The sequence below is a fragment of the Haloarchaeobius iranensis genome, from assembly GCF_900103505.1.
GTDB classification, from domain to species: Archaea; Halobacteriota; Halobacteria; order Halobacteriales; family Natrialbaceae; genus Haloarchaeobius; species Haloarchaeobius iranensis.
On the sequence record NZ_FNIA01000022.1, the window covers coordinates 1 to 16,919 of the forward strand.

A 16,919-nucleotide genomic window follows, 5' to 3' on the forward strand; every position below is an offset into this window, starting at 1 on the left:
CTTCGCCTCGTCGTCGCTATCACCAACTACGAACGCGGAGACAATCCGGGAAGTACGATCATCACGGTGTGAGAAGAGTTCTATGACACCCTCTTAATTTTACCATTTCGGGAGCGCACTCTAGTCAGGAGGCCGGTACACTCGTTCAGTCACGGCCTACCGACGGGAGCGGAGCCAGGAAGGGCGGGCTCGTTTCGACGGCTGCCGAGACCGACCCCTGCTGTCGGTCCACCGGGTGGGTACGGCGATATATCCCCAGTTGGCTGCCGATTGTTCGACAACTGTCGTAGCGTAGCTTTATGCCCGTCGAAGTAGACTCCTCGCCCATGCTCGAACAGGTGAAACACGGCCGCACACGGCAGTGTCCGGAGTGCGAGACAGCCACGGTGAACGTCCAGGGCGTCGACGCCTGCCCACGGTGTGCCTGGGTCGACAAGTAGTCAGTCGGTGCGGTCGGCCCAGTCGAGCCCCTCCGCGTCGCGGGCGGCAGCCCGGGCTCGTTCCATCAGCAGTTCCTGGACGCTGACGACCGGCTCGCCGTCCTCGGGGCGGAGCTGCTCGTAGCGTCCGTCGGGGCGGAGTCGCCAGCGCTTGCGGTTGTCGGAGAGGTTCGCCTCGAGAACCGTCCACAGCTCGTTCTGCAGGCGTTCGTTCTCGACGGGTGCGACGCACTCGACCCGGTTGTCGAGGTTCCGGGCCATCCAGTCGGCCGAACCGATGTAGAAGCCGGGGTCGTCGTTCTCGAAGTACCAGATGCGGGCGTGTTCGAGGAAGCGGCCGACGATGCTGTAGACGTCCACGTTCTCGCTGACGCCCTCGACCCCTGGCACGAGCCGACAGATGTCCCGCACGACGAGGTCGATGTCGACGCCGGCCTGCGAGGCCTCGTACAGCTCTCGCACCATCGCCGGGTCCTCCAGTCGGTTCATCTTGGCGACGATGCGGGCGTCACCGCCGTTCCGGGCCACGTCGGCCTCGGTCCGGACGAGCTCGGTGAACTGTTCGCGCATGTTGCCCGGCGCGATGAGCAGCTTCCGGTACTCGTCGTGCCGTGAGTGGCCGGTGAAGAAGTTGAACAGCTTCACGAGGTCCTGCCCGATGTCGCGGTCGGCGGTGAGCAGTCCGAGGTCGACGTACGTCTTCGCCGTCTCGGAGTGGTAGTTCCCGGTGCCGACGTGTGAGTACAGTTCGACGTCGTCGCCCTCCTCGCGCACGACGAGCGTCGTCTTGGAGTGGGTCTTGTAGCCCGGCGTGCCGTAGGCGACGTGGATGCCCTCCTCCTCGAGACGTTTGACCCAGTGGAGGTTGTTCTCCTCGTCGAAGCGGGCCTTCAGCTCGACCATCACCGCGACCTGCTTGCCGTTCCGCGCCGCATCGATGAGGCTCTCGATGATGTTCGAGTCACGCGACGTGCGGTAGATAGCGGCCTTGATCGCGAGCACGTCGGGGTCGTGGGCCGCCTCGTCGATGAACCGGTGGACGGTCTTCGTGAACGAGTGGTACGGGTGGTGGACGAGCACGTCCTCCGCCTGCACCTCGTCGAAGACGCTGTGGCCCTCGGCGTCGAGGTGCGACTCGAGCAGTCGCGGGTGGGGCTTCGGCGTCCACGGCTCGAGCTTGCGGTCCGGCAGGTTCAGCTCCGTGAGCTGCATCAGGTCCCGGAAGTCGAGCGGGCCCTCGCGCACGAACGTCTCCGCCTCGCTCACGTCGAGGTGTTCCTGCAGCAGGTTCCGGACGCGTTCGGGCGTCCCGGACTCCAGTTCGAGCCGGACGACCGTCGCGAACCGGCGCTCGTGGAGCACGTCCTCGATGGCGTCGACGAGGTCCTCGGCGACCTCCTCGTTCCGCCGGACCTCCGCGTTGCGGGTGACCCGGAACGTCGAGTGGTCGAGCACCGCCACGTCGGGGAACAGCAGGTCGAGGTTCGCGGCGACGACCTGCTCGAGCGGGACGTACGTGTGGTCGTCGTCGACCGCGACGAGCCGGGGCCGGTTCCCCGGAATCTTCACGCGGGAGAACGTCACGTCCGCGTCGGGGTTGGACCGGGTCAGCACCGCGAGGGACAGGCTCAGGTTCGAGATGAACGGGAACGGGTGCGCCGGGTCGAACGTCAGCGGCGTCAGCGTCGGGAGCACGGAGCGCTCGAAGTAGTCCCGCAGACCGGACCGCTCCGCCGCGGTGAGCGTCTCGTAGTCGACGATATCGACGCCCGCCTCGGCGAGCGCCGGCAGGATGTCATCGTGGTAGCAGCGGGTCTGGCGGTCGAACAACGGCCGTTCCGTCTCGACGATATCCTCGATCTGCTCCTCGGGGGTCCGACCGTCGGGTGTCCGGTCGGTCACCTCGGCCGCGATCTGCTGTTTCAGCCCGCCGACCCGCTTCATGAAGAACTCGTCCATGTTCGAGGTGAAGATGGAGAGGAACTTCACGCGCTCCAGCAGCGGGTTCCGGTCGTCGAGCGCCTCGTGGAGCACGCGCCGCTGGAAGGCGAGCTCGCTCAGCTCGCGGTTCCGGTAGAGGTCGGGGTCGTCCAGCTCCACGTGCGGCGTAGCCGGGTGCTCGTCCGACATCCTAGGCGGTCCGGGTCCGGTTCGGGGTCACGATCTTCGACGCGTTGCGGTCACGGCCGGACCGGGTGAGCGGGACGGCGACGAACTCGTCGCCCGCGACGTCGTAGGCGGTCAGCTCGCCGCCGTAGACGCAGCCGGTGTCGAGGCCGACGGCGTACTCCCGGTAGACGGGCGATTCGAGGACGGTGTGCCCGAAGAACACCCGTGGGCCCTCGTCGCGCTCCTCGAACCAGAACGGGCCGTCGTAGCCGTCGGCCGGGTCGAGCGCCCGCATGTTCTGGACGTCGTCGACGCTGTGGTCGGCGAGGCGCTTCCGATGGTCGACGCCGCCGTGGACGACGAGGTGGTCGTCCCACGAGATGGCGACGGGCATCGACCGGACGTACTCCAGGTCGACCGGGCCGAGCCCGGGAAGCTCGGCGTCGCCGCGCAGGAGCTTCTCCTCGTTGTTGCCCCGCACCGAGAGCATGTTGGGGGCGTCCCGGACTCGCCGGAGCACGCCGCGACTGTTCGGGCCTTTCCTGACGAGGTCGCCGACGAAGACCACGAGGTCGTCCGCGGACGGGCCGAGCGTCGCGATGAGCCTGTCGAGCGCCGACAGACAGCCGTGGACGTCGCCCACGACGTAGATGTCGTTCCAGTCGTCGCGGTCGACCGTGCGGTGCCACGCCGCCTCCGTCTCGGGGAACGCGGGAGCCGGTGTTCGCATTGGGTGTGGAAGGACCGAGAAGCGGGTAAAGGGTTGCTAAGAGCGCTATATAGCCGACGGGTGAGATTTCCTGTCACGGGAGCCGGATGCGCAACCTCTTTTTCCGGCCTGCGCGAAGAGCGTGTATGAGCGAGCCCGAGGTCGATCTTGACGCCGAGAAGTACGAGAAGCACCGCGAGGCCGGCCGAATCCTCGCGCAGGTCCGCGACGAGGCAGCCGAACGGCTGGAGGTCGGGATGGGCTACCTGGAGATCTCGGAGTGGGCCGAGGACCGCATCCGCGAACTCGGCGGCACGCCCGCGTTCCCGGTCAACGTGAGCGTGGACGAGGAGGCCGCCCACGGCGCGGCGGGTCCGGGCGACGAGCGCACGGTCGGCGAGGAGATGGTGAAACTCGACATCGGCGTCCACATCGACGGCTGGCTCGCGGACACGGCGGTCACGGTGGACTTCAGCGGGAACCCGGAGCTCGTCGAGGCCGCCGAGGAGGCGCTCGATGCGGCACTCGAGACCGTCGAGCCTGGTGTCGAGACCGGTACCATCGGTGCGGCTATCGAGGAGGTCATCGACGGCTACGGCTACAACCCGGTCGTGAACCTCACCGGCCACGGGCTGGGCCACTGGGAACAGCACGTCAGCCCGAACATCCCGAACCGCGCGGTCAAACAGGGGACGACGCTCGAGGTCGGCGACGTGGTCGCCATCGAGCCCTTCGCGACCGACGGCTCCGGGAAGGTGTCGGAGGGCCAGCAGGAGGAGATATACTCGCTGGAGCGCGAGGCGTCCGTCCGCGACCGGAACGCCCGCAAGGCGCTCGAGCAGATCACCGAGGAGTTCCAGACGCTGCCGTTCGCGACGCGGTGGCTCGACGTCTCGCGACCGAACATGGCACTCCGGCGGCTCAAGTCACAGAACATCGTCCACGGCTACCCGGTGCTCAAGGAGGACGACGGCAAGCTGGTCAGTCAGAAGGAACACACGATAATCGTCACCGAGGATGGCTGTGAAGTGACGACGGCGTCACAGTAACGGCGTCGTCGGGGGGAGTTGTCCGCGGCCGTGTCACCGTCAGGCGTTGTTCATCCGCATGCTCTCGCGGGACCCACACTGCTGGCATTCGGTCACGCGGTAGGGTTCCCGGGAGAACTGGGAGTTCTCTTTCTTCGTGCTCTCCGTGACGAGCTGGACGGACACCTGGTGGATGGTGTCCGTTCCGCAGCTGTCACAGTGTTCGGTCCGCCCGTCGATCGAGTTGTCAGTCGTTGCCATCTACTTCGGTAGAGAAGCGGGAAGGGTATAAAAAGAGCCGACCGTTCAGGGGCAAAAACTAACCAAAACTGATGTCTATTAGTTTCTGAGTAAGGAGACACTAATTCTGGCGTAACCAGTCGTTTACCGGCTGAACTGCCAGTGCTTGTAGCCCCGCAACCGGGTCTTGAACCCGGTATTGCAGGCCTTTCATGACAGCTCGGCAGAGAGGAACCGGAGGTCGTGGGATTCAAACCGTCGCCGGCCCGACTCGGACCATGGACCAGGTGTTCGCGCCGTGGCGCATCGACTGGGTGGAACGCGACGGGAACGACGACATCGACGGCTGTGTCTTCTGCGAGCTGCCCGAGCGGGATGCCGACCGCGAGTCCCGCATCGTCGCCCGGAACGCGGGCGCGTTCGTCATCCTGAACAACTACCCGTACAACCCGGGTCACGCGATGGTGATCCCCGACAGCCACACCGGGGATTTCCGCGACCTCGACGACGAGACGCTGCTGGCACACGCGCACCTGAAACAGCGGACGTTCGACGCGCTCGACGACGCGATGGGGCCGGACGCCTACAACACCGGGCTGAACCTCGGGTGCGGGGCGGCCGGCGGTTCCATCGACGACCACCTCCACACGCACGTCGTCCCACGCTGGGAGGGGGACACGAACTTCATGCCCGTCGTCAGCGACACGACGGTCATCGTCGAGGCGGTTTCGGAGACGTACGAGCGGCTGCACGAGGCGTTCGCCGCACAGGACGGTGCGCTCGTCGAGGGGGACGACACGGCGGTGCGGTTCGACGATTAGAGCGTACTTCGCGCGCCGAGAGCACCAGTGAAGAACAGAATCACCCCGACGCCCGTGTAGAGGGCCGCGAAGAGGACTGCACTGCTCCGTGACCGGATATGGACCGTCGAGCCGTACGTACTGGTGAACGTGTCTCCCACCATCGCCCCGAGCTCGCGGAGCGTGGCGACTCCGCCACAGAGCAGGCTCGTCCCGCACAGCGTGACGGCGGTGAGGAGGATTACCGTGTGCTCGGACGACCGGATGGCCAGGAACGACACCAGGAACGTGCCCATTGTCGCGACGGCCAGCACTGTCGACGCCTTGTCCAGCACCGTCGTGACCGAGACCGAACTCTCGTTCGTACCCATGCGACGACCTGCTCCGGCCATAAGTAGTTTTTTACCGATATTTATGTGGTGGTCGTACCGGTGCGGGAGCGTCCCGACACGCCCATTGTCCCCCGGGTCGAAACCGCGACCGATGGACGACCGTCGTCGGACTGTCCGCCGGGTCGGGGCCGTGATCCTGCTCGCCAACGTCGCGCTGGCGCTGGCGAAGGGCGCGGTGTACGTCGAGAGCGGGAGCCTCGCGGTCGGCTCGGAGGCGGTCAACAGCCTCTCGGACTCCGTCTACAGCCTCGTCGTGCTGGTCGGGCTCTACCTGACGACCCAGCCGCCGGACTTCGAGCACCCCCACGGTCACGAGCGCATCGAGCCGTTCGTCTCGCTGTTCGTCGCCGCCGGCATCTTCGCGGCCGGTGTCATCGTGTTCTGGCAGTCGAGCACCACGCTGCTGTCCGGCGATATCGCCGTCAACTCGACGCCCGCGGGCATCGGCGTCCTCGCCGGCTCGGCGGTGATCAAGCTCGGACTCTATCGGTACTGTCTCACGCGTGGCGCGGACGCGAGCTCCCCCGCACTCGTCGCGACGGCTCTCGACAACCGCAACGACGTGCTCACCGCCGTCGCCGCGCTCGTCGGCGTCCTCGGCGCGGCGGCGGGCTACCCCGTGCTCGACCCGCTGGCCGCCGCCCTCGTCGCGCTCGGCATCCTCTGGACGGGCGTCGAGATCGTCCGTGACAACGTCAACTACCTCGTCGGCGGCGCGCCGCCCGACGACCTGCGCGCGGAGATCGTCGAGCGCGCCACCGCCCACCCCGAGGTCGAGGGCGTCCACGACGTCGTCGCCCACTACGTCGGCCCCGAGATCGACGTGAGCCTCCACATCGAGGTCGAGGGCGACCACACGCTGTTCGAGGCGCACGACATCGAGAGCGACGTGGTCCAGGCCATCCGGGAGCTCCCGGAGGTCGACGACGTGTTCGTCCACATCGACCCGAAGGAGCTCGGCGAGTGGAAGGACGACGAGGAGGCCGAACGGCTGGTCGGCGAGTGAGTCGGACGGATGGGAATCTTGCGTTCCTCCGGGCGGCAGATTTTACCGCGGTCGAGCCGCACTATATTCACAGGTTGTACCTCCGGGTTTCGGGCGGTCGTTCGCCCCGTTGTCCGCCGTCCTTGAGGGTGTTCTAGGCATAAGTGGCTGTTTGTACGGAACCACTAAGTCGTGCGAACCGTTGTCATGGGTGATGATAGAGATCCCAGTCCACGGCGCACTGACCGAGGACGCGGCGGTCGTCCGGCCGGACTGCTCGCTTCCGGCGGCGGCCGAGTACCTCCGCGACCCCGACGTCCCGGCGCTGGTCGTCCGCGACGAGCAGGACGGTGTGGCGGGGGTCGTCACCGAATCGGACGTCGTCGCCGCCGTCGCCGAGGAGGGCTTCACCCGCCCCGTGGGCGAGGTCATGTCCACCCCTGTCGTCACGGTCGGGCCGACGATGTCGGTCGGACTGGCCGCCGACCGGATGCGCAAGGCCGGCATCGCCGTCCTCCCCATCGTCGACGACGGGGAGTACCACGGCGTCGTCACCCGCGGGACGCTCGCCCCGTACGTCACCCGGTCGCGCCTCGACAGCACGTGGGACGCCGAACCGCTCCGGCTCGACCGGGTGTCGGAGGCCGACGCCGAGGCGACGGACCCCGCGTAGCGCCGTGTCGTCGCCAGCGTTCTCGCGGGCGAACAGTTAGACCCCCGCCCGTCCTCCCTCGCGTATGGCCGACCAGCTCTCGCTCGACGCGCGGACGCTCGTCGGGATCGCCAACGACGAATCGTGCGACGGCGGTGCCGTCACCCGGTTCCACTTCGAACAGGACGGCGACCGGACACTCCGTCGGTGAGGTGACGCTGCTCGACGAGGGCAGCGGCTCTGGCGTGCCTGGCGGAGGTCAGCTACCCGTCAGACCGGCACGTACGGCATCAAGAGGGCCTCGACCACGAGCGCGGCTCCACGGACCGCCGTCGCGGCCGGCTGTCGAGTCCCTACTCCGGCGGGTCGCACGTCTCGACGGTGTCACGGAGCCACGCGACTGCCCCGGCGACCGCGTCGGGGTCCGAGCCAGAGACGCGGATGCGGCCGGGCTCGTCGACCGGCGCGGGGTAGCTCCCGACGGCCACGCCGAACCGGTCGCGGACCTCGCCGAGCGCGCCGCCGAGTGCGCCCTCCGGCCTCGGCGTGTAGACGGTCTCGCTGGTCCGGTCGCCCGCGAACTCGTCGGCGACGAGGTCGAACATCGACTCCATCTCGTCCGGGATACCCGGGAGGACGTAGACGTTCGCCACCACGCAGCCGGGGGCCCAGCTCTCGTCTGTTACCAGGGCCCGGGCCCCCTCGGGCAGCGACGCCACCGCGTCGAGGTCCACGTCGAACTCGTAGTCCTCGGCGAGGGCCGGCTTCTCCTCGCGGAACGCTTCGGCCCGTCGCACCAGCCGCTCGCGCTGGTCCTCGCGGACGACCATCGGGCGGTCGAACGCCCGAGCGACGGCCTCGACGGTCACGTCGTCGTGGGTGCCGCCGATGCCGCCGGTGACGACGACGGCGTCGAACTGTTCCGAGAACTCCCGGACCCACTCGGCGATGACGGCCTCGTCGTCGGGAACCGTGAGAACCCGTGTGACGGTGACGCCGCGTCCGGTGAGTTCCTCGGCGAGCCACGAGGCGTTCGTGTTCGTCGTCTCGCCAGCGAGCACCTCATCGCCGACGGTCAGGAGTGCGACCTGCATCAGTCTTGACCCCGCATCAGACCGGCGTCCCGAAGGCGTAGACGGTGTTCTGCCCCGTCACCTCGAGGTCGACGAAGTCGCCGGGTTCGAGGCCGTGCTCCGTGGCGTTCCGGACGATTATCTGCCGGTACGCCGAGTCCCGGCACTTCACCGAGTCGCCGGTGCCCTCCTCGACGACGAGGCAGTCCGGCTTCGTCTCGCCGACCATCGCCGCGTAGGCGTCGCCGACGACGTCCATCTTCAGCTCCGACATCGCCTTCGACCGGTCCTTCTTCGTCTGGCCGCCGAGGCCCTTTATCTCCGCGGCGTCGGTGCCCGGCCGCTTCGAGAACCGTGTGACGTTGATCTTCTCGGGGCGGGTCTCGCGCAGCAGCGCCATGCTCTGTGCGTGGTCCTCGTCGGTCTCCGTGGGGAAGCCGACGATGAAGTCCGTCGAGAGCGTCCAGTAGTCGAGCGCGTCGTCGAACGCCTCGACGACCTCCAGGTACTCCGAGACCTGGTGCTGGCGGCGCATGTCGCCGAGCACGTCGTCGCTACCGGACTGCACCGGCGCGTGCAGGAAGTCGTACAGCTCGTCGTGCCTCGCGAAGACCTCGGCCAGTTCCTCGCGGATGCCGTGGACGCCCTTGGGGTTCGCCATGCCGACGCGAACGCGGAACTCGCCGTCTATCTCGGTGCAGATGCGGTCGAGCAGCCTGTGCAGCTTCCGCTCGCCCTCGTCCCAGCCGTAGACACCCGTGTCCTGGCCGGTGATGCGGAGTTCCTTCGCGCCCGCGTGGACCAGCGCGCGAGCCTTCTCGACGTTCTCCTCGACCGACGGCGACTCGATCTTGCCCGTCGCCTGCTTCGTGATGCAGTACGAGCAGTCGCTCATGCAGCCCCGGGCGATGGGGAGGATGCCGACGACGCCGTCGAGCACCGGCTCCACGCCGGGACCGGGCGTCGGGCACTCGCCGTTCGTCACCGCCGTCGGCACGTCGTCCCAGTGGAGTATCTGAGCGTCGACGGCCTCGTCGCGGAACTCCTCGCCCTGGGCCAGCGCCATACAGCCAGTGACGATGAGGTCCGCCGTCTCGGATTCGAGTTCTTTGGCCCGGCGGAGCATGTTCCGCTCCGTCTTCTCGACCACCGTACAGGTGTTCAGTATCGCGACGTCGGCCTGTTCGGGGCCGTCGACGCGGTAGTGTCCCGCGTCGCGGAGCGCCGACTCGATCTGTCGGCTCTCACCCCGGTTGGAGGTGCAGCCGTACGTCTCGATGTGGTATCGGGCCATTCCTATCCCCTGTTGCCGGTGCGCGTTCAAAAGCGCGACGATAGCCCCCTCCGTGTGTCGGGAGCGCGCTCGTGCCGCACCGCCGTCTATTCTTGCCGCAGTTTCTCACGCTGAAACCAAGCCGATGGGGTTTTTACCTCTCAACTTCAACACATGACTTGTGATGCGAACACAGACCCGCGCACTCCTGGCACTCGCGCTCGCCGCGTTGCTCGTCACGAGCAGCGTCGGCGCGGTTGCCGTGGGTGGCTCCTCCCTGTCCGCCCTGAACGGCACGCAGGAGCAAGACGATCTCGAATCGGCAGACGAAATCTACGTCGAGGACGACGGTGACGCCGTCCTCGTCTACCGCGAAGACACGAGTGGTACCGGCACCGGCCACTACGGTGCCGACCTCTCCGAGGGCCTGTTCCACGTGTTCCTCAACGACACGATGGACGAGGCTCCCGAGGACAACTTCTCCGGTGAGGCCTCGTTCGAACTCACGCCCGAGTCGATGACGGGCGACGGCGCGTTCTCCATGGACACGCCGGACTCCGTCGAGGACCTCTCCTTCGAGGCTTCGGGCGAGCAGACCCGCGAGAACGCCCAGGGCTCGGTCTCCCTCGACGGGACGTTCACCAGCGAGTCCGGCACCGCCTCGACTGGCACCTCGATGGTCGAGTCCGTCTCGACCGAGGGCTCGATGACGACGACCGGGAGCACGTTCTCGACTGACGGCTCCGTCAGCGCGACGTTCTCCGAGGACCCCGGCATGGACGAGATGCACTTCGCGTTCACGCTCGAGGAGCGCGAGGACAGCTACGTCCTCTCCGGCGAACAGGACTACGTCGTCGGCTCCTACAGCGCCGACTCGTGGAACACCCGCGAGAGCGCCCGTCGCAGCCTCGAGGCCCAGTTCGGCGTCGTCGCCCGCCAGCTCGACGGTGAGGTCTCCGTCACCGTCGACTCGCACTCGTTCGACAGCGACACCAACCGGGTCGACATGAGCTACACGGTCGAGTTCACCGGCGTCGACGAGGCCGTCTCCGAGCAGCTGACGACGGCACTCGCGTCCTCCCAGCAGATGGACCTCTCCGAGAGCGAGGCCGAGGACCTGGCCCAGCGCCTCCAGTCCGTCGAGCTGACCGAGCTCTCCACGACCGTCGACGTGACGAGCGAGGAGGCCAGCGCGAGCTGGTCGGTCCAGATCGACAACTACGACGAGGCCTCCCTGGCGATGCTCGACATCGCCGAGGCCTCGGAGATGAACAGTAGCCAGATGAACCTCGAAGACACCCGGGCCCGCATCGAGGCCCAGCAGGCGGCCGACCTCACCCAGGAGTACACCTGGAACGGCTCGGTCTCCTCGCCCGACCAGAGCACCGCGGAGGTCCAGTTCGCCGCAGACTACCGGACCGAGAACTGGGGCTCCTATGTCGAGGAGCTCGAGAGCCGGGGCGTCGAGTGGTCCGGCGACACCGAGTTCTCAGCGAGCGCCCGGACCGAGAACGGCGAGCTGACCGCCGAGATGTCCGCCACCTTCAGTCAGGAAGAGCTCGTGAGCGGAGCTATCGACAGCATGCTCCAGTCGAGCGAGGGCACGGGCAGCGACCAGTCCCGTGCCATGCTCGAGGCCTTCCAGCAGTCCGAGTTCGAGACGGCCAAGATGGACGTCTCGATGGAGGACCGCACCGTCTCCTTCGAGGCCGGTGCGAGCTTCGACAACGTCTCCGCCTTCCGTGACGTGATGCAGGACGAGTACGGAAAGGATCTGAGCGTCGAGAGCGCCTACGGCGAGCTCACCGGTGACGAGAGCGTCACCTACGTCCGGCTCTCCGGTGCCGTCTCCGGGGACGCCAGCGAGTCCGACGTGCGAGAGCTCGCGGTCGTCGGCGACGAGACCGATGTCCACATGCCCGGCGACTGGGACCCCGACGAGAAGGACTTCCCCGAGATGGACACCCAGGAGGCCCGTAACTACCTGAGCGTCGACGACGACGGCGGTGGCCTGCTCGGCGGCATGCCCGGCTTCGGGCCGGCCGTCGCGCTCGTCGCGCTCGTCGCACTCGCACTGTTCGGCCGCCGTCGCGCCGAATAAGGAACCGCCGCGCGCCGACTACTCGTTTTCTTCGTAGTCCGCGACGATAGCGACGCCGCTGGACGCGCCGATGCGGACCGCGCCGGCGTCGAACATCGCCTTCGCGTCGGCCCACGAGCCGACGCCGCCGCTCGCCTTCACGGGGAGGTACTCGCTCATCAGCTCGACGTCTTCGACCTCGGCCCCGCCGTCGGCGAAGCCGGTCGAGGTCTTCACCATGTCGGCGTCGGCGTCCGCGGCGGCCTTGCAGGCGGCGTGTTTCTCCTCGTCGGTGAGCAGCGCCGTCTCGATGATGACCTTCACCGGCACGGGCACCGCGGCGACCAGCTCCTCCAGCTCGTCGTGGACCGTGCCCGAGTCGCCCGCCTTCAGCCGGCCGACGTTGATGACCACGTCCAGCTCGTCGGCGCCGTCGTCCCACGCCGCGACGGCCTCGTCGCGCTTCATCTCGGGCGTGTTGTTGCCGTGCGGGAAGCCGATGACCGTCGCCAGCGTCACGTCGGGCGCGTAGTCGGCGGCCTCCTCGACGAAACACGGCGGGATGCAGGCGTTCATCCCGTGTTCGGCGGCCTCGTCGAGGACGCGTTCCACGTCGTCGAGCGTCGTCTCCGGACCGAGCACGGTGTGGTCGATGCTCGCGGCGAGTTCGTCGCGGTTCATGGCTCCCCGTTGTGGGGCAGGGGGTATAGTAGTCGCCGGTCGTCACCGATGGGCCAGTACTCCTCCGTAGCCCTCCCGAGACGCCGCCTCGCGCCGCGCCATTTTTGTGTCGTGGCGGCCGAGGTGAGAGGTATGACCGACGTACATCCGGACGTTGCCGACACCGCCGACGACATCGCGACGATGGAGATTCGCGGTGCGGCGACCATCGCGGACGCGGCCGCCGGGGCGCTCGCGACGGCGGCCCGCGAGTCCGACGCCGACTCGCCCGCGGCGTTCCGCGAGGACCTCCGGCGGGCGGCGAAGGCGCTGTACGAGACACGACCGACCGCGGTGAGCCTGCCGAACGCGCTCCGGTTCGTGATGGCCGACGTGACCGGCGACACCGTCGCTGAGCTGCGCGAGTCCGCCGTCGCCAGCGCCGAGGCGTTCCAGCGCGAGCTCGACCAGGCCCAGGCGCGACTCGGCGAGGTCGGCGCGAACCGGCTCCGGGACGGCGACGTGGTGATGACCCACTGCCACTCGACGGACGCGCTGTCGTGCGTGAAGGCCGCGGTCGACCAGGGCAAGCACATCGAGGCCATCGTCAAGGAGACCCGGCCGCGCAAGCAGGGCCACATCACCGCCGAGGAGCTGCGCGACTGGGGCGTCCCCGTCACCATGATCGTCGACAGCGCGGCCCGGCGGTACCTCGACCGGGTCGACCACGTGGTCGTCGGCGCGGACTCCATCGCGGCCGACGGGAGCGTCATCAACAAGATCGGCACGTCGGGGCTGGCGGTGAACGCCCGTGACCGGGGCGTGCCCATCATGGTCGCCGCACAGACCATCAAGCTGCACCCGGACACGCTGACCGGCCACACCGTCGAGATAGAGATGCGCGACGAAAGCGAGGTCATCGGCGACGCGGAGCGCGAGCGCATCCAGGGCGACCCCGACGGCTTCGCCGTCGAGAACCCGGCCTTCGACGTGACACCGCCGCGGTACGTCGACGCCATCGTCACCGAACGCGGACAGTTCCCGCCCGAGAGCATCGTCGTCCTGATGCGGGAGCTGTTCGGCCGTGACACCGCGCGCCCGTGGAAGGCATGAACGTACGGGGAACGGTCGGTCGTGTAACTTTCCGACGGTAGCCGACCGGAACCTTCTTTCCTGTTGCTCTCACGATATGCGACCATGGTACTTGCAGGGGCAGAGCTACCGCCGCTCGTCTACGCGGTGCCGCTCGTGCTCGCCTTCCTCGGGGTAGTGGCGTTACTCTGGGCGGTCCACCCGCCCGTCACGGACTGGACGGCCGTCGCGTTCGTCCCGTGGATGCTCACGGGGGCGATACTCCACGTCCTCTACGTGCTCGACGTCTACCCCGCCTCGGTCGAACCCCTGTTCGGTACGCTCACGGTCTACATCACGACGGCGACGGTGGCGGCTCTCGTCTGGATACTGATGACGTTCCTCGCCGCGGTCCGCCAGCACTTCGACGCCGACAGGGGCCTGGGAACCGTCGGCACCGGCTTCGGCGTGACGTTCGTCATGTTCGCCATCCTCACGTCGCTCGAGAACGGGACGTTCACCCCGTTCTGGTCGGTCATCGGCGCCGTCGTCGCGGCGGTCGTCGCGGCGGTCGCCTGGGTGCTGTTGAGCCTGCGCTACACGGAGGTCGCCGCCAAGACCGGCCGTACCGGCGCAGTCGTCGTCTTCGCCCACACGGTCGACGGTATCACGACCGCCATCGGCTACGACCAGCTCGGCGGGGGCGAGCGCGTCGTCCTCTCGAAGTACATCCTGCAGGCGGGCGAGCAGCTCCCGACGTACGACGCCATCGGCGCGGGCTGGCTGTTCGTCCTCGTGAAGGTGCTGCTGGCGCTCGTCGTCGTCGCGGCGTTCAAGGAGTACATCGACGAGCAGCCCCGATACGGCCGGCTCGCGCTGGCGTTCGTCGCGGCCGTCGGCTTCGGTCCCGGGCTGCACAACCTGCTGCTCTTTGCGGTGTCGAGCGACGTGACGGCCGCGGACGTGCCACTCGCCATCGCACACGTCGCGGGGGTGGCCTGAGTGCCGCGGGTGGTGACCGCGGGCCACGTCAACTGGGACGTGACCCTCCGCGTCGACCGGCTGCCCGAACCGGACGGCGAGTCACGGATCCGCTCGCAGCAGTCGTCCGGCGGGGGGAGCGCGGCTAACGTCGCCGTCGCGCTCTCGGGGCTGAACGTCGACGCCGGGCTCGTCGGGAGCGTCGGCGACGACGAGAACGGCCTGCTCGCCCGTCGCGAACTCGACGAGGCCGGCGTCGACCTCCGGGGCCTGCTGACCGTCTCGGACGGCCAGACCGCCGTGAAGTACCTGCTCGTCGACGAGCAGGGCGAGGTCGCGGTGCTCGGTAACGACGGCGCGAACGAGGCGGTCACCCCCGACGACGTGGACCCCGACTACGTCCGCGCGGCCGACCACGTCCACCTGACGAGCCAGCGCCCCGACACCGCGGCGGCCCTCGCCGAGACTGCCTCGGCGGCGGGCGTGCGCGTCAGCTTCGACCCGGGCCGGCGACTCGCCGACCGGGACTTCTCGCGGGCGCTCGACGCCGCCGACATCCTGTTCCTGAACGACCGCGAGGCGGAGAGCGTGCTCGAGGCGGAGTACCCCGGCTCCGCGTTCGCGGACCGCGTCCTCGTCATCAAGCACGGCAGCGAGGGGGCGGTCGTCCACACGCCGGACGCGACGTACGAGCACCCGGGGTTCGGCGTCGACCCCGTCGACACGACCGGCGCGGGCGACGCCTTCGCGGCGGGCTTCGTCGCGGCGCTGCTCGAGGTCGAGGACTACGAGCGGGCCGTCGAGCACGGGAACGCCTGCGGGGCGCTCGCGGCCGCCGCGGAGGGTGCCCGCGCCGCGCCGACGGAGAGCGAGCTCCAGGCGTTCCTCGACGAGCAGTACTGACTCACTGCCGGGCGGTCGACAGCGCGTCCCAGTTCAGCTGGCTGGCGAGGAACACCGCGACGAACGTCACCACTCCGAGCCCGACAGCCATCGGCAGGACCCGACGTCGGCGGAGCCGGGTGCGCCGGGGGCGAACGCGGTGAGCAGACTGATGACGACGCCCTGCGTCGACGCCCTGACCGCGTCCTCGCGGGGGTACCGTCTCCCATTGAAGCGAGGCGTGAGGCGCCTCCTCGAAAACGGCTTCGGCGGGGCGGCCCGGATGCCACGGGATTAAGGGCCGACCGGGCGAAGCCGGCGCCATGTCGACGGTCACGACGCTTGCGGTGTGTGCGGCCGCCGGACTGGCCGGCGCACTGGTGATGGACGTGCCGATGGCGCTCATGCCCGAAGGGTTCACGCCGGCCGCCGTCGCGGCCTCGAAGCTCCAGCGCCGTCCGGTCGGGGCGGTGTCGAGTCTCGCGACGCAGGTCGTCCACCACGGCACGGGGGTGGTCGGCGGGCTCGGTCTCGGCGTCGCCGTCGTCGCGCTCGAACCGCGGCTCGGCACGTGGGCGGCCGTCGTGCTCCCGGCGACGCTGTTCACGGTCTTCATCATGAACTTCTTCGGCTTCGTCGTGCTCCCGACGGCGGGTCTCGACGACGACCGGCGGGAGGCGACGTTCCTCCAGTGGCTGTTCTCGGCGGTCGTCTACGGCGTCGTGCTGACTGCCGTGGCGCTGTTCGGACTCGGCGCGTGACGAACGTTTTTTCTCGGACTCCGGCGAAACCGTGGGTATGACACAGCCGCACCTGCTCGTCGAGGAGGGAGACGTACACGACATCGCGCTCATCCCGGGCGACCCGGGCCGCGTGGACCGCATCGCCGGGCACTGCGACGAGCACGAGGTCGTCGCCGAGAACCGGGAGTACAAGCTCGTCAACGCCACCTACGAGGGTGTCGACCTGACCATCTGCTCGACCGGCATCGGCTGTCCCTCCGCCGCCATCGCCGTCGAGGAGCTCTCGAACGTCGGCGTCGAGACGTTCATCCGCGTCGGCACGACCGGCGCGCTCCAGCGCGACGTCGAGATCGGCGACATGATCGTCGCCACCGGCGCGGCGAAGAACGAGGGCACCTCGAAGCGGTACGAGGCCGTCGAGTACCCCGCCGTCCCGGACTTCGACGTGATGTCCGCGCTCGTCGACGGCGCGGAGGCGAACGACGAGGAGGTCCACGTCGGCCCCATCGCCAGCGACGACGCCTACTACGCCGAGACCGACGACTACGTCGTCGACTGGGAGGAGGCGGGCATCCTGAGCGTCGAGATGGAGGCCGCGACCGTGTTCACGCTCGCCCGTCGGAAGGGCCTCGCCGCGGGTGCCATCTGCACCGTCGACGGCAACCTCGTGAAGGGCACCCAGAAGGGCACCGACACCGAGGACGAGGAGCTGCCCGAGAAGGCCAAGAACAACGTCGGTCGGGCCATCGACATCTCGCTCGAAGCGGTGCGCGCGCTGCAGGAGTAGGCCGGGTCGAGCGG

At 68.4% G+C, this 16,919-nt stretch carries 18 protein-coding genes; 11 read left to right on the forward strand and 7 right to left on the reverse strand.

The genetic code is table 11. The features are described 5' to 3' along the window. Positions 1 to 440: 440 nt before the first annotated feature. Both ppk1 and BLT27_RS15355 read right to left on the reverse strand, forming a co-directional pair. Entirely contained in the window at positions 441 to 2,570 is a 2,130-nt protein-coding gene (ppk1, locus tag BLT27_RS15350) for a polyphosphate kinase 1 (RefSeq protein WP_089735456.1), read from the reverse strand. 1 nt (position 2,571) lies between these two features. Further along, positions 2,572 to 3,279 carry a metallophosphoesterase family protein gene (locus BLT27_RS15355; protein ID WP_089735458.1) on the reverse strand — a complete coding sequence of 236 codons (708 nt, stop codon included), beginning with the start codon at positions 3,277 to 3,279 and terminating at the stop codon, positions 2,572 to 2,574. Between the two features lie 125 nt (positions 3,280 to 3,404). On the opposite strand from BLT27_RS15355, the gene map reads away from it, so the two are divergent. Next, the gene (gene map / locus BLT27_RS15360; RefSeq protein WP_089735460.1) at positions 3,405 to 4,307 is read left to right on the forward strand and encodes a type II methionyl aminopeptidase; all 903 of its coding nucleotides are present in this window, start codon (positions 3,405 to 3,407) and stop codon (positions 4,305 to 4,307) included. A gap of 39 nt (positions 4,308 to 4,346) precedes the next feature. Here map and BLT27_RS15365 read toward each other — a convergent pair whose 3' ends face one another. Continuing rightward, positions 4,347 to 4,547 carry a DUF7835 family putative zinc beta-ribbon protein gene (locus BLT27_RS15365; protein WP_089735462.1) on the reverse strand — a complete coding sequence of 67 codons (201 nt, stop codon included), beginning with the start codon at positions 4,545 to 4,547 and terminating at the stop codon, positions 4,347 to 4,349. A gap of 257 nt (positions 4,548 to 4,804) precedes the next feature. Between BLT27_RS15365 and BLT27_RS15370 the strand changes: the two genes are divergently transcribed. Beyond that, entirely contained in the window at positions 4,805 to 5,347 is a 543-nt protein-coding gene (locus BLT27_RS15370) for an HIT family protein (RefSeq protein WP_089735464.1), read from the forward strand. On the opposite strand, the gene BLT27_RS15375 is transcribed toward BLT27_RS15370, so the two are convergent. After that, complete coding sequence (locus BLT27_RS15375) at positions 5,344 to 5,697, reverse strand: hypothetical protein (protein ID WP_089735466.1); 354 nt, start codon at positions 5,695 to 5,697, stop codon at positions 5,344 to 5,346. The genes BLT27_RS15370 and BLT27_RS15375 overlap by 4 nt on opposite strands. A gap of 112 nt (positions 5,698 to 5,809) precedes the next feature. Between BLT27_RS15375 and BLT27_RS15380 the strand changes: the two genes are divergently transcribed. From BLT27_RS15380 to BLT27_RS20440, 3 genes are all read left to right on the forward strand, one after another. Further along, complete coding sequence (locus BLT27_RS15380) at positions 5,810 to 6,724, forward strand: cation diffusion facilitator family transporter (RefSeq protein ID WP_089735468.1); 915 nt, start codon at positions 5,810 to 5,812, stop codon at positions 6,722 to 6,724. Positions 6,725 to 6,917: 193 nt separating this feature from the next. After that, entirely contained in the window at positions 6,918 to 7,376 is a 459-nt protein-coding gene (locus BLT27_RS15385; RefSeq protein ID WP_089735470.1) for a CBS domain-containing protein, read from the forward strand. 64 nt (positions 7,377 to 7,440) lie between these two features. Then, positions 7,441 to 7,566 (forward strand): hypothetical protein, encoded by a 126-nt coding sequence (locus BLT27_RS20440; protein ID WP_281241461.1) that lies wholly within the window; start codon positions 7,441 to 7,443, stop codon positions 7,564 to 7,566. A gap of 142 nt (positions 7,567 to 7,708) precedes the next feature. On the opposite strand, the gene BLT27_RS15390 is transcribed toward BLT27_RS20440, so the two are convergent. Beyond that, positions 7,709 to 8,449: a competence/damage-inducible protein A gene (locus BLT27_RS15390; protein ID WP_089735471.1), complete on the reverse strand. Its 741-nt coding sequence runs from the start codon at positions 8,447 to 8,449 to the stop codon at positions 7,709 to 7,711. Between the two features lie 16 nt (positions 8,450 to 8,465). Then, positions 8,466 to 9,722 (reverse strand): tRNA (N(6)-L-threonylcarbamoyladenosine(37)-C(2))-methylthiotransferase, encoded by a 1,257-nt coding sequence (locus BLT27_RS15395; protein WP_089735473.1) that lies wholly within the window; start codon positions 9,720 to 9,722, stop codon positions 8,466 to 8,468. A 163-nt stretch (positions 9,723 to 9,885) separates the two neighbouring features. Here BLT27_RS15395 and BLT27_RS15400 point away from each other — a divergent pair, with 163 nt between their 5' ends. After that, a complete protein-coding gene (locus BLT27_RS15400) occupies positions 9,886 to 11,802 on the forward strand; it encodes a PGF-CTERM sorting domain-containing protein (protein ID WP_089735476.1) in 1,917 nt (638 codons plus the stop codon). Between the two features lie 18 nt (positions 11,803 to 11,820). On the opposite strand, the gene deoC is transcribed toward BLT27_RS15400, so the two are convergent. Further along, positions 11,821 to 12,462 (reverse strand): deoxyribose-phosphate aldolase, encoded by a 642-nt coding sequence (gene deoC, locus BLT27_RS15405; protein WP_089735478.1) that lies wholly within the window; start codon positions 12,460 to 12,462, stop codon positions 11,821 to 11,823. Between the two features lie 132 nt (positions 12,463 to 12,594). On the opposite strand from deoC, the gene BLT27_RS15410 reads away from it, so the two are divergent. From BLT27_RS15410 to BLT27_RS15430, 5 genes are all read left to right on the forward strand, one after another. Then, entirely contained in the window at positions 12,595 to 13,554 is a 960-nt protein-coding gene (locus BLT27_RS15410) for a ribose 1,5-bisphosphate isomerase (protein WP_089735480.1), read from the forward strand. An 84-nt stretch (positions 13,555 to 13,638) separates the two neighbouring features. Next, positions 13,639 to 14,514, forward strand: coding sequence for a DUF63 family protein (locus BLT27_RS15415; protein WP_089735482.1), 876 nt, complete (start codon positions 13,639 to 13,641; stop codon positions 14,512 to 14,514). Further along, positions 14,515 to 15,396 carry an ATP-dependent ribose-1-phosphate kinase gene (locus BLT27_RS15420; RefSeq protein WP_089735484.1) on the forward strand — a complete coding sequence of 294 codons (882 nt, stop codon included), beginning with the start codon at positions 14,515 to 14,517 and terminating at the stop codon, positions 15,394 to 15,396. A 302-nt stretch (positions 15,397 to 15,698) separates the two neighbouring features. Continuing rightward, positions 15,699 to 16,136 carry a hypothetical protein gene (locus BLT27_RS15425; protein ID WP_089735486.1) on the forward strand — a complete coding sequence of 146 codons (438 nt, stop codon included), beginning with the start codon at positions 15,699 to 15,701 and terminating at the stop codon, positions 16,134 to 16,136. Between the two features lie 37 nt (positions 16,137 to 16,173). Beyond that, positions 16,174 to 16,905, forward strand: a complete 732-nt coding sequence (locus BLT27_RS15430; RefSeq protein WP_089735488.1) for a guanosine phosphorylase — start codon at positions 16,174 to 16,176, stop codon at positions 16,903 to 16,905. Positions 16,906 to 16,919 lie beyond the last annotated feature (14 nt).